The sequence below is a fragment of the Pannonibacter carbonis genome, from assembly GCF_003012935.1.
Classification (GTDB): domain Bacteria; phylum Pseudomonadota; class Alphaproteobacteria; order Rhizobiales; family Stappiaceae; genus Pannonibacter; species Pannonibacter carbonis.
On sequence record NZ_PUDR01000004.1, the window covers coordinates 144,409 to 156,674 of the forward strand.

Consider the following 12,266-nt stretch of genomic DNA (forward strand, 5'->3'; position numbering starts at 1 on the left):
ACGATCCGTTCAGCGCACATCTCATCCCCAAAGCATCAGACGGGGGCGTTAAGGAAGTGTTTACCAAGGTAACCGCTGCGCAAACCTTTGCGCCATTTTCCCCGCAGAACTTTGATGCAGGGGAAATACGGCAGGATGCAGGCGGACCGCCTCCTACAAACGCCCAAAGCCGCTCGGGCTAATCTTGTACCCAGGACGCTGAGATGCTGACGCATCACGCCCTGAGAAGGCTTAGACGCCGCTCGGGCTGGTCTTGTGTTCAGGGCGCTGAGATGCTGACGCATCACGCCCTGATAAGGCTCAGGCGCCGCACGGGCTCAGTCAGACCCGATGATAGGGATGACCGGACTGGATGGTGAAGGCACGGTAGATCTGCTCGGCAATGAGAATGCGGACGATCTGGTGCGGCCAGGTCATGGCGCCAAGCGCCAGAACGACATCAGCGCGCTCACGGATGGCACTGCCGTGTCCGTCGGCGCCTCCAATGGCAAAGGCGATTTCCGGTGCGCCTTCGTCCATCCAGGTGCGAAGGCGGTCGGAAAGCGAGGGGCTGGTCATGGACTTGCCGGTCTCGTCCAGCACAACAAGCCTGGCGCGCGGCGACAGGGCCGCGAGCAGCGCGGTTGCCTCTTCGGACTTTCGGTCTTCAGGTCGCGCAGCGCGGCTTTCAGCGAGTTCGACCAGATCGACGGCGCTGACCCCGAGCCCCTTGCCCGTCTTGCGGGCGCGGTCGAGATAGCGGTCGAGGAGATCGCGGTCGGCACCCGCCTTCATGCGGCCGACTGCGGCAATCAGGTAACGCATGACAGATCAGCCTCCGGCGGGAACGTTCCCGCCGGTCCAGGGCAGCACAGCCGGCAAATCAGCCGACGTAGTGCGGCGTTTCAGTCGAATCTGCAGCCCACATCCGTTCCAGGTTGTAGAAGCCACGGACTTCCGGACGGAACACATGCACGATTACATCGCCGGCATCCACCAGCACCCAGTCACAATGCGACTGGCCTTCGGCGCGCGGGTTGCCGTAACCGGCTTCCTTCAGGTCGCGCAGCAGATGGTCAGCGATGGCGCCGACATGACGGTGCGAACGGCCGGACACGATCACCATGTAATCGGCCAAGGCGCTCTTGCCGGCAATGTTCAGGGAGACAACGTCTTCCGCCTTCGCGTCATCGAGACTGGCGAGGATCGTTTCAATCAGTGTGCCCTTGGCTTTGTCGCCGAGTGCGGACTGAAGAGGAGCGGTCGGAGCCTGCCCCTCGCTTTCAAAGGTCATGTTCAGGTGTTCTGCCTTTCAAAAACAGTTGTGGCGGATGCGCATGCCTTGCCGCCGTTCACCAACAGGGTGGCAGTGTTTCAGACCTTGCCTGCCACCTGCCATCAAGAATAGCTGCCGGGACCTTACAATTTCAAGACAGATGCCTTGCCATCGTTAACGCCGGTTTACGGCAACCATGCTGCTTGCGCCAGTCACCTTGCGCCAGTCACCGTTGCCCGGCTTCCCGCCGCAGGACCGTCGAGGACGTCGGGTCCAGTGGCGCATGCAGGAAAACCCAGGCCGGTGCCGGGCACCGCATCAACAGTCCAGCTTCGTTTTCCGGAACCCGGGCCCGACCGTAAACCTGAGCCATAGGGGCAAACAGCGGCGAAAGCGAGGCGCCCGGACGGTTTACCACCGCAATCGGCACGGTTTCGACAATATCGCGCCAACTTTGCCAGCGATGGAAGCCGGCAAGATTGTCCGCACCCATGATCCAGCAGAAGGACACACCCGGCCGGCGATGCAGGATGCCGGCCAGCGTACTGGCGGTATAGCTGGTCCCCAGCACCGCCTCATAGGCGGTCACTTTCATGCGCGGATGATCGGCAATCGCGGATACCATGGCGATGCGGCGCTCGAGAGGCGCCAGTCCGGAATGATCCTTCAGCGGATTTCCAGGCGTCACCAGCCACCAGACCTGATCCAGCCCCAACCGCTGCATCGCGGTTTGGGCGACGAGCCGGTGGCCAGAGTGGGGCGGATTGAAGGACCCGCCGAACAAGCCGATGCGATTGCCCGCTTCGGCATGAGGCAGGTTCATCCACGCAGGGTGGACCCTTGAAGGGCAGTTCAGCTCATGCATCGACGGGGTCATCCTTCCCGCGGGCCAGCCTCACGGCCGTGTCTGCCCCTCGCCGCGCACGCGGTACTTGAAACTGGTCAATTGTTCAACACCGACCGGTCCCCGAGCGTGCATACGTCCGGTCGCAATGCCAATCTCGCCGCCCATGCCGAATTCGCCGCCATCGGCAAACTGGGTCGAGGCATTGTGCAGGACGATGGCCGAATCCACTTCCGAGAGGAACCGCTCCGCTACCGCCGCATCCTCGGTGAGGATGCAGTCGGTGTGATGCGACCCGAAAGTCTCGATGTGGTCGATGGCCTCATCCAGACCACTGACAACACGGACCGACAGGATCTTGTCGAGATACTCGGTCGTCCAGTCCTCGTCGGTTGCCGGAATGGCCTGCGGACACAAGGCCTGAACTTCGGCATCGCCACGGATCTCGCAGCCCATGGCCGACAGTTCAGCCACAATGCCCGGCAGCAGGGCCGGCGCAATGGCGCGGTCAACGAGCAAGGTCTCCAGCGCGCCGCAGATCCCCGTCCGGCGCAGCTTGGAATTGATGATCACCGACTTTGCCGTCGCAGCATCAGCTGCGCGGTCGAGGAAGATGTGAACGATGCCTTCGAGATGCGCGAAGACCGGGACCCGGGCGTCACTCTGGACGCGGGCGACCAGGCTCTTGCCACCACGCGGCACGATGACATCGAGATTGCCGTTGAGGCCGGCCAGCATTTCGCCGACCGCAGCGCGATCCGCCACCGGCACGACCTGAATGGCGTCAACCGGCAAGCCGGCGGCCTGAAGCCCTGCCTGCAGCGCCGTGTGGATGGCCATGTTGGAATGCAGCGTGTCCGACCCGCCGCGCAGGATGACGGCATTGCCAGCCTTCAGGCACAGCGCGCCTGCATCGGCGGTCACGTTGGGGCGGCTCTCATAGATGACGCCGATAACGCCGAGCGGCGTGCGCACGCGCTCGATCTTCAGGCCGTTCGGGCGCTCCCAGGCGGCAATGGTGCTGCCGACCGGATCGGGCAGCGCTGCGATGTCTTCCAGTGCCCGGGCAATTGCCTCGATCCGCGCCTCGGTCAGGGTACCACGATCCAGAAAGGCCTCGGTCTGGCCGTTGGCACGCATGGCGTCCAGATCGCGCGCGTTGCCAGAAAGAATGTCCGGCGTCGCGGCGCGAAGCGCAGCGGCCATGGCGAGCAGCGCCTGGTTCTTGGTCTGCGCGGAGGCCAGCGCAAGGGCGCGGGCTGCGGCACGCGCCTTGCGGCCCATGGCCGCCATCAACGCAGCGACATCGTCGCCCTGGCCTGCTGCATCCTTGATCTTGTCCAGCATCGTCCCCATCCCAATCTGCCAGTCGGCGATCCGTCCGTTCAGTCTTCAGGCGCGCGGCCGGATGCGCCGCGATCCCTGCTTATCCCGCCCGCTCGAACGGAGCGTCATCCAGTGCCAGGTCATCGCGGTGGATCATCTCCGCCCGCCCGGGATACCCGACGATTGCCTCGATCTCGCGGCTGTTGCGGCCGGCAATCATGCGTGCCTCTGCCGCGTCATAGGCAATCAGCCCACGGCCCAGCACCCGGCCTTCCGGCGACAGGACCTTGACCGCGTCGCCGCGAGAGAAATTGCCCGCCACCGCGACCACACCGGCCGGCAGCAGGCTCTTGCCGGACTTCAACGCGGAGACTGCCCCGGCATCGAGGCGGATCTCGCCGCGCGGCTCCAGATGGCCGTTGATCCAGGCCTTGCGGGCCGTTGCCGGCGTAGAGGCCGCGAGGAACCACGTGCAGCGGGTGCCGTTGTCGATGGCCTTCAGCGGGTTCATCACCTTTCCCGACGCAATGGCCATGACCGTACCGGCGGCTGTTGCGATCTTGGCGGCGTCGATCTTGGTCTTCATGCCACCGCGCGAGAGTTCCGATCCGGCGCTGCCGGCCATCGCCTCGATTTCGGCCGTGATGCGTGGAACTTCCGGCAGGAACACAGCGTCCGGATTGGTCGCGGGCGGGGCCGTATAGAGGCCGTCGATATCCGACAGGAGCACGAGACAATCCGCGCTCATCATCGTGGCAACGCGCGCGGCAAGACGGTCGTTGTCGCCATAGCGGATTTCCGAGGTGGCGACGGTGTCATTCTCGTTGATGATCGGAACCGCGCCCATGCGCAGCAGCGTACCGATAGTGGCGCGGGCGTTGAGATAGCGGCGGCGCTCTTCCGTATCGCCGAGCGTCAGCAGGATCTGGCCCGCCTTCAGCCCCTTGCGCCCGAGACACTCGGCATAGGCCTGGGCCAGCGCAATCTGGCCGACGGCAGCCGAAGCCTGGCTTTCCTCCAGCTTCAGCGCTCCCTTCGGCAGGCCCAGGACGCCGCGACCGAGCGCAATCGAGCCGGACGAGACGACCAGAACCTCGCTGCCCTTTGCAACAAGGGCCGCGATATCCTCGACGATGGCCTCTAGCCAGGGCCGGCGCAACTCGCCCTTTTCGACCAGAAGCGCGGACCCGATCTTCACGACAATGCGCTTGTGATCGGCAAGCTGACGCAACTCGTTCACGGACGCCATCCCTCCTCAGGCCGCGCCGGAACCTCGTTGGCGGCCTCTTCCTTGTCCTTGTCAATGGCGCGGATGATCATCCGGAGCGCCGTCTCGACGTTCTCGCGGCTGGCGGAGGACAGGATCAGCGGCCGATGACCGCATGCAGCCTCCAGCGAGGCCAGCCGTTCTTCCCTCAGTTCCGGCGAGAGTGCATCTGCCTTGGACAGGGCGACAATCTCGGGCTTCTCGTCAAGCCCATTGCCATAGGCTTCCAGTTCGCCGCGAATGATCCGGTAGGCGTCGCCCGGGTCTTCCACACCTGATCCATCGACCAGATGCAGCAGCACGCGGGTGCGCTCGACATGGCCGAGGAACCGGTCGCCGAGGCCGACGCCTTCGTGGGCACCTTCAATCAGTCCCGGAATGTCGGCCAACACGAAGCCACGGCCGTCCAGTTCCACCACACCCAGATTTGGATGCAGCGTCGTGAAAGGATAGTCGGCGATCTTCGGCTTGGCGGAGGATACCGAGGCGAGGAACGTCGACTTGCCGGCATTCGGCAGGCCGACAAGACCGGCATCGGCGATCAGCTTCAGGCGCAGCCAGATCCATTTTTCCTGGCCTTCCAAGCCCGGGTTGGCATGGCGCGGGGCCTGATTGGTAGAAGACTTGAACTGGGCATTGCCGAAGCCGCCATTGCCGCCACGGATCAGCAGCAGCCGCTGGCCGACCTCGGTCATGTCGGCGATCAGGGTCTCGTTGTCTTCTTCCAGGATCTCGGTACCGACCGGAACGCGCAGCACGACATCCTTGCCCTTGGCGCCCGAGCGGTTGCGGCCCATGCCGTGAATGCCAGTACCGGCCTTGAAATGCTGCTGGTAGCGGTAGTCGATCAGCGTATTGAGGCCATCGACACATTCGACCCAGACGTCGCCGCCGCGTCCGCCGTCACCGCCATCGGGGCCGCCGAACTCGATGAACTTCTCGCGCCGGAACGAGACGGCACCGGCGCCGCCATTGCCGGCGCGCACATAGATCTTGGCCTGGTCGAGAAATTTCATCGTGTGTCCGTTCCCCTGGCGCCCTGCGCGTCAGGTGTTACTTGATCCCAGAAAGTCCGCGCGCTCAAGGCGCAAGCGGACGGCCGGCACGGCGGCGCAGCGCGACAGGCTGCTGCAGTCCTCCGAACCGATGATAGCAAAGCCCGCCTTGCGCAACAGCGCCACCGAAGCGGGGTTTTCCTGCATGACGGACGCTTCCACCGCCGCGACCTCGCGGGTGGCAAACAGCCAGCCGAGTGCGGCCAGCATTGCCTCGCCCATCAGTCCCTGTCCCCAATACGGGCGGCCAAGCCAATAGCCGATGACAGGTGTTTCATGCAATGCCCGGAAGGAAATCGCGCCCACAAGACCACCGTCATGGTCAATGGCGAAACCGATTTCCTCGATATCAGGCCAGCACGCCGCATTTGCCTCGGCGCTGCGCAGTTTTTCCAGCCCGTCCGCCCGGTCATAGGGGTGAGGCACGCGAGACAGCATCTTGGAGACTTCATAGTCACCGAGATACTCGGCCACCCGGTCGATGTCGGCGGCGGCCAGCGGCCGCAGGGCGAGCCGCCGGCTGTCGATACGGATCGTCATGCCGGCAGCCTCCGGTCCTCGAAGGACGCCCGGTCGAGGCGCACGACGATGTTGCGGACCTTGCGGTTCAGCGGCCGGGCAAAGCGCTCGGTCACCGCCGTCGGCAGGAAACCTAGCCGGCGAAGGACCGCGCGGGATGCTGCGTTTTCCTCATAGACCCGGGCCGCAACCGCTGCGCAACGGTGCGTCTCAAACGCCCATCCCAGTACCCGCTGTGCGGCTTCGGTCGTGTAGCCGAAGCCCTGAAATGGCCGGCCAAGCCAGTAGCCCAGCGTCGGACACTCCGCAGCTTCCGTGAGATCTCCGGGCGGATCGATCGCGATCAGACCGATGAACACGCCGCCCAGCGTGATGGCGAAGACCGCCGGGTCTTTCAGCGGATTGATCTTTTCCTGCCGGGCGATCAGTTGTTCCGCAGCCCCCTCCTCATAGGGCCAGGCAAAGCTGGTCATCCAGCGGGCAATCTCGAAGTCCTGACCGCCGAGGCGGGCAATCGCCTCGGCATCACTGGCCTCCAGCGGCCGCAGGACAAGACGGCGCGAACGCAAAACGGGAAGCGTCATGCCACCCTCCCCCAGTGCTTGAGCGCGCGCCAGACCGACCGCTCAAGCGCAAACCGTTCGATGGGAACCGAACCGCCGGCGCCGAGCGAGCGAGCCATGCTCTGGTCCCGGTACTGGAAGCCGCACTTCACCAGCACCCGCCGCGAGGCCGCGTTGGTGACCCGGCAGTCCGCCAGCAACTCACGCATCTCTCCCTGGGCAAACGCATGGTCGACGAGCATCTGCAGGGCTTCCGTCGCAAAGCCCTGGCCCCAGAAGGGCTCGCCCAGCCAGTAGCCGACCTGAACCGGACCGCCAGGCTCGAGCGCCGACCAGGTGGCCTGACCGATCAGCCGGCCGGTGGTGGCCATGCGGATGGCAAAGCTGGCATGGGTGGAATTGAGAACGGCGCTGCGCTGAACCATCCGCCGCGCGTCTTCCAGCGAGAACGGATGCGGCATGGTCGCCAGATGCGAGGCAATTTTTCGGTTGTTGGCGAGAAACACGATGTCTGCCAGATCGTCCGTTCGCGGCAGGTCGAGCCGCACGCGGACACCTTCCTGCGGCATCACGGCCGCACCGAGACAACTTTCGTCGAGATATCCTTCGCTTTCGAGAACCATGGCTTCCTCCGGTCAAAGTGAAATGAAAAAAGGGGAGATGGCGTCCCATCTCCCCTTTAACTTTGAACGGATCTTTCGAGCCGCCGGGTCGATTAGGACGCCGGCGATCGATGATGCACTCGGCGTTACTCCGCTGCTACCGCTACCGGCAGCACGTTGATGGTGGTTCGGCCGTTGGATTTCGGCTGGAATACAACTTTACCTTCGACGGTTGCGAAGATGGTGTGGTCCTTGCCCATGCCAACGCCGGTGCCCGGATGCCAGGTGGTGCCGCGCTGACGCGCGATAATGTTGCCCGGAATCACAGCTTCGCCGCCGAACTTCTTGATGCCCAGACGGCGGCCTGCGGAATCGCGGCCGTTACGGGACGAGCCACCTGCTTTTTTGTGTGCCATGACGAAACTCCTCGTCTTTGCTGTTCAGTTGGAACCGAAGTGGCGGCGATTACTCGCCAGCAGCTTCCTCGGCCTTTGCCTTCTTCGCCTTCTTCGCCGGCTTTGCGTCGCCGGTCACGATGCCAGTCACCTTCACGAGGGTGTAGGCCTGACGATGACCGTTGCGACGACGCGAGTTCTGGCGGCGGCGCTTCTTGAAAATGATGATCTTGCGGTTGCGGGCCTGATCGACCACTTCCGCAGTCACGGTGGCGCCGGCCACGAAGGGCGCGCCAACGGTGGTTTCCTCGCCATTACCGAGCATCAGGACCTCTTCAAAGGTCACGATGGAGCCGGCTTCGGCGTCGAGCTTTTCGACCTTCAGAAGGTCATCCTGGGCGACGGTGTACTGCTTACCGCCAGTCTTGATCACTGCGAACATGTCTCGCACGTCCTTTTTTTCGTTCTGATGACGTATCCGAAACCCTGGTCCGGCAGTCAGATATCCATCGACGCCGCAGCGCGACGCGTCCGGGACCTGATTTTCGGGAGCTTTCAGGCGCTGCCGATCCAGCGGCAGAAACCTCAAAGGCCAGAGTTGCGAACAGCCGACCGCCTGGGCACACGTCTCCCAGTCCATCGAGCGGTTGCTGTATACCCCCGGGAAGCCGCCGAAGTCAACGCGCTTTTGCCTTCGCCGCCAAAGAGTCCTGCAACGCTGATCGCCTGGCCAGACCCGCATATGGCCCGCCTTTACCTAAGCCGCCAGCAGCCGATCAACCTGCGGCCAGCGAGCAACCGGAAGGTCGACGAAAGGCCGGCCACGTGAATATTTCACGGAAAGGATCGGGGACCTGGCCGCCTTACACCGTGCCAAAAACATCCTGTCGGCAGAAAATACCGCGTTCGGCCAAGGCATTGCACCCACAACCCGGACGCCGAAACTTATCCCGCAAAATTCCGAAATTGCCTCTTGCGGGCCTGAAAGCCCTTGTCTATGTTCCGCGCCACTTGAGACCCATTCATCTTGAGTGCCGCGGAGAGGTGCCAGAGTGGTTGAATGGGACGGTCTCGAAAACCGTTGTGCGGGCAACCGTACCGTGGGTTCGAATCCCACCCTCTCCGCCATTATCTGTCTTTGCGCATCCGTCCGCGCCGACACCGCGCGTGGCTTAGGGTTTGAACGTTGTTCCTCACCCTCGGTCATTCTTTCTTCCTAGTTTTCCCAAACATCTGCGCGAGCAGCTCCTCGGAACGGCGAATGCCTTCAGGGGTGAGCGTGACGGACTTTGCGGTGTTGACCGGGTTCTCGATGAACCCTTGCTGATGCAAGCGGCTCAATGTGTCCCAGTCGAAGCTTTTCCAGGCACGATTGCCATCATGCAAGGTGAGGGACAACAGGCCAAGAACGGCCGCGTCTACCCTATCCTCGTCGAGTTCCATGGCAGTTTCTCCATCTGTCCGGTCCATCCGGTACCACTATTCGTCAATCCCCGGCCTGACCTGAGTGCTGCGATGCAGAAGCATCACCAACTGCGGGTTCAACCGCAAAAGGCTGGTTGAAACGCATGGCGACAGAGGCCTCAGCCTGCTGGCTTCCGCGAAAATTTAGCAAGTCCCGCACAACTTGACCGCATAGGAATTGCTGCTCACTTGAACGGCAGCACCCGCAAGGCCCATACTGAATCCATGTCGGTGTTGCCCGGTCCGCGCGGTTTGCGTCCGGCCTTGCACACGAGCTGTAAAAAATCAGCTGCCGAGTTTGTTCACCCCTGTCCAAATGGGCTTCTGAACCATGTCCGCCAGTCATCCCTTTGCCGCCTTCCGCCGGGAACCTGCTGACTTCCGTGACCATGTCACCGAACATGACCTGGTGCCGGGCGAACTCGGCGAGGGCCTGACAAATCATGAAGACTGGTTTGTCTGGCGGAGCGGACATGAAGTCCGGATTTATGACCGGATCTGCGACCACAACGGCGGCCGGCTGATCTTCAACAACAACCGCATTTCCTGCCCGATGCACGGCTGGAACCTGGATCCGGCAAGCGGCCGCTACCTGAATGTCGACTGTGCCAAAACTCCGGTGCTCGCCGCCAGAGTTGAGGACCCTCAGGCACCCTTGCGGTTCGAGCTGCGCAAACCGTCCCGGCAGCTGACGGGGTTTACGCGGTCCATTCCGGTCGAGGTCGAGTTTCTCAACCACGCCTGCCTGCTGATCCGCGCACCGGGGATCTGTTTTGCCACCGATCCCTGGCTCCTTGGCCCGGCCTTTTGCAATGGCTGGTGGCTGAGCCTGCCCTCCCCGGTCGATGCCCTGGAGCGGATCAACGCCTGCGACTTCCTGTTCATCTCGCACAATCACCCGGACCACCTGCACCGGGAGACGCTGGAACAGGTCAGGCGGGACATGCCGATCCTGACACCCGCGTTCAGTTCAGGGTCAACAGAACGCTATCTGCGCGATCTCGGCTTTGCCGATATCCGCACCGAAGGCTTCGATACCCGCCTTGTCGACGACGTCAATGAAGTGGCGCTCTCCATTCTCAAAAGCGGCGATTTCCGAGATGACAGTGGCCTGTTGCTGGAGATTGGCGGCTTTTCAGCCCTGCTTGCCGTGGATGCGAATTTCATCGATTTTCACCGGTTTCCGGAGGCGGTCACGCTCTATGCGTCGTCCTTTGCCAGCGGGGCCAGCGGCTTTCCGTTGTGTTTCGACAATTATAGCGACGAGGAAAAGCAGGGCATCGTCACGCGCAACCGGAACGTGGCCCGCTACAGCAACACGCAGATCCTGTCACGCATGCGCCCTCAGGCGTTCCTGCCCTATGCCGGTTTCTTCAGCGAGGCGGCCACGCGGGATGATTACATCCGGACAAACAACAGGAAGAACTCCGTTGCCAGCTACGCGGGGCCTTGCAGTGACAACGGCGTGGAGTTGCTCGACGTGACAAGCCGCAACAGGTTCCTGTTCGCGGGCAACATGCTCATCGAGCAGGGGAAGTTGGGCGTTGCCGAGATGCCGCCGGCTGATGTTGACACCTATCTGATGGCGGCTGCGGCCGACTACAGCGACCTCAGCCCGGACGAGGTCGAAACCTATTTCATGGAATCGGACTTCCGGCGCGCCCTCAACCTGTGCGTCCGGCTCACGGACGATGACTTCGAGGCCGGAGACGAGGCCTATTATTGCCGCTTCGGGCCAGAAGGGCCGGAACACGTCAAGGCACTCGACCGGCAAGGCTATGAGGCCCTGCTGGAACAACTTGACACCTATCTGTCGATCCGGATCCGCCGCGCCGAGTTTATCCGCGTGATCCGGCTCGGGTTGCCCTGGGAAGATCTGTCCATTGGCTTCCAATGCCGGGTCAAACGGCAGCCGAATGTCTATCATTCCGACTTCTGGTACCATTTCTCCAATGTCTATGTGAACGATCGGGTGCGCCGCGAGTCGCTGAACTGCGATGCCTGCCTGAGGCTGCAACACGAATTTGTGGTGTGAGCGAATGACCGATGATGCCAAGCAACTGGAATGGGACGATGCCTACCGCCGGGGCGACAACTTCCTGTTCTATCCCAATGAGGAGGTGCTGCGCTTCTTTGCCCGCCATGTTGCCAAGCGGACCGGTGTTTCCGAGGTGAGTTTTCGTGAGGGCTTCAGTTCCTCAAGCCGTGTGCTCGATTTCGGCTGCGGGATAGGGCGTCATGTGCGCTTCCTGCTTGACCTCGCGCTTGACGGCGTTGGCATCGACCTGTCGTCCGAAGCCATAGCGGTCGGCCGGCGCTGGCTGGTCGAGGCCGGCTATGGCGATGCGGCGGGACGCCTGACGGTCGGAGACGGGCGCGATTTGCCCTATCCTGCTGCCTCCTTTGATGTTGCCGTGGCGCATGGCGTTCTTGATTCGATGCCTTTCGATATCGCGCTTGCCTGTGTTGCCGATCTGGCCCGGGTGATCCGGCCCGGCGGTCTGTTCTACCTTGACCTGATCAGCGGCGATGACAGTGACTGTGAACCCGGCTTTTCAGGCGAACTGATCGTGGACAAGGCACATGAGCGTGGCACGATTCAAAGTTACTTTGACGAGGCGAAGCTCTGCCGGTTGCTGGACGGACGCTTTGCAATACGTGAGCTTGTTTTCGTGCGTCGGGCCGTCCTGACGACCTCAAGCCATGGCAGCCGATACCACGTCATTGCCGAGCGCCTGCCCGACTGAATACTCGAAGACTGGCCTGAGGGACTGGCCTGAGGGACTGGCCAGAAGGACAAAGGGCTCCAAACCCTGACCCGCTTTGCTGGTCATGCCAGACTGCATCATGCGCTGGCGTCAACCTCCACATGTTTCATGTACACCCTCGCAAAATGCGCAGGTTATTGCGGAGCAAGGCAAGCAGCGGCGATTGAGCCACGTAAGCACTGCACGCAAGGTCAGCGGTTGTGACCGA

14 protein-coding genes and 1 tRNA gene are annotated in these 12,266 nt (G+C 62.6%); 3 read left to right on the forward strand and 12 right to left on the reverse strand.

The window, feature by feature from the left end; translation table 11 throughout:
- Window positions 1-321 precede the first annotated feature (321 nt).
- The 11 genes from rlmH to rplU form a co-directional block, all read right to left on the reverse strand.
- Entirely contained in the window at window positions 322-804 is a 483-nt protein-coding gene (rlmH, locus tag C8348_RS07040; protein WP_106752598.1) for a 23S rRNA (pseudouridine(1915)-N(3))-methyltransferase RlmH, read from the reverse strand.
- 58 nt (window positions 805-862) lie between these two features.
- Window positions 863-1,273 carry a ribosome silencing factor gene (gene rsfS / locus C8348_RS07045; RefSeq protein ID WP_106752599.1) on the reverse strand — a complete coding sequence of 137 codons (411 nt, stop codon included), beginning with the start codon at window positions 1,271-1,273 and terminating at the stop codon, window positions 863-865.
- A 208-nt stretch (window positions 1,274-1,481) separates the two neighbouring features.
- Window positions 1,482-2,078, reverse strand: coding sequence for a nicotinate-nucleotide adenylyltransferase (locus C8348_RS07050; RefSeq protein ID WP_106752600.1), 597 nt, complete (start codon window positions 2,076-2,078; stop codon window positions 1,482-1,484).
- 72 nt (window positions 2,079-2,150) lie between these two features.
- Window positions 2,151-3,446, reverse strand: coding sequence for a glutamate-5-semialdehyde dehydrogenase (locus C8348_RS07055; protein WP_106752601.1), 1,296 nt, complete (start codon window positions 3,444-3,446; stop codon window positions 2,151-2,153).
- 79 nt (window positions 3,447-3,525) lie between these two features.
- Window positions 3,526-4,674, reverse strand: coding sequence for a glutamate 5-kinase (gene proB, locus C8348_RS07060; protein WP_106752602.1), 1,149 nt, complete (start codon window positions 4,672-4,674; stop codon window positions 3,526-3,528).
- Window positions 4,662-5,708, reverse strand: coding sequence for a GTPase ObgE (gene obgE / locus C8348_RS07065; RefSeq protein ID WP_106752603.1), 1,047 nt, complete (start codon window positions 5,706-5,708; stop codon window positions 4,662-4,664). The genes proB and obgE overlap by 13 nt, the downstream gene beginning before the upstream one ends.
- A gap of 30 nt (window positions 5,709-5,738) precedes the next feature.
- Window positions 5,739-6,287, reverse strand: coding sequence for a GNAT family N-acetyltransferase (locus C8348_RS07070; protein WP_106752604.1), 549 nt, complete (start codon window positions 6,285-6,287; stop codon window positions 5,739-5,741).
- Window positions 6,284-6,850: a GNAT family N-acetyltransferase gene (locus C8348_RS07075; protein WP_106752605.1), complete on the reverse strand. Its 567-nt coding sequence runs from the start codon at window positions 6,848-6,850 to the stop codon at window positions 6,284-6,286. The genes C8348_RS07070 and C8348_RS07075 overlap by 4 nt, the downstream gene beginning before the upstream one ends.
- Window positions 6,847-7,452: a GNAT family N-acetyltransferase gene (locus C8348_RS07080; RefSeq protein ID WP_106752606.1), complete on the reverse strand. Its 606-nt coding sequence runs from the start codon at window positions 7,450-7,452 to the stop codon at window positions 6,847-6,849. Before C8348_RS07080 ends, C8348_RS07075 begins: the two co-directional genes overlap by 4 nt.
- A gap of 125 nt (window positions 7,453-7,577) precedes the next feature.
- Window positions 7,578-7,847 carry a 50S ribosomal protein L27 gene (gene rpmA / locus C8348_RS07085; protein ID WP_106752607.1) on the reverse strand — a complete coding sequence of 90 codons (270 nt, stop codon included), beginning with the start codon at window positions 7,845-7,847 and terminating at the stop codon, window positions 7,578-7,580.
- A 49-nt stretch (window positions 7,848-7,896) separates the two neighbouring features.
- Complete coding sequence (gene rplU, locus C8348_RS07090; protein ID WP_106752608.1) at window positions 7,897-8,268, reverse strand: 50S ribosomal protein L21; 372 nt, start codon at window positions 8,266-8,268, stop codon at window positions 7,897-7,899.
- 596 nt (window positions 8,269-8,864) lie between these two features.
- Here rplU and C8348_RS07095 point away from each other — a divergent pair.
- Window positions 8,865-8,954, forward strand: a tRNA-Ser gene (locus C8348_RS07095).
- A 75-nt stretch (window positions 8,955-9,029) separates the two neighbouring features.
- Here C8348_RS07095 and C8348_RS07100 read toward each other — a convergent pair.
- A complete protein-coding gene (locus C8348_RS07100; protein ID WP_106752609.1) occupies window positions 9,030-9,269 on the reverse strand; it encodes a DUF6429 family protein in 240 nt (79 codons plus the stop codon).
- Window positions 9,270-9,621: 352 nt separating this feature from the next.
- Here C8348_RS07100 and C8348_RS07105 point away from each other — a divergent pair, with 352 nt between their 5' ends.
- Window positions 9,622-11,325 (forward strand): Rieske 2Fe-2S domain-containing protein, encoded by a 1,704-nt coding sequence (locus C8348_RS07105; protein WP_106752610.1) that lies wholly within the window; start codon window positions 9,622-9,624, stop codon window positions 11,323-11,325.
- 4 nt (window positions 11,326-11,329) lie between these two features.
- Window positions 11,330-12,037, forward strand: a complete 708-nt coding sequence (locus C8348_RS07110; protein WP_106752611.1) for a class I SAM-dependent methyltransferase — start codon at window positions 11,330-11,332, stop codon at window positions 12,035-12,037.
- Window positions 12,038-12,266 lie beyond the last annotated feature (229 nt).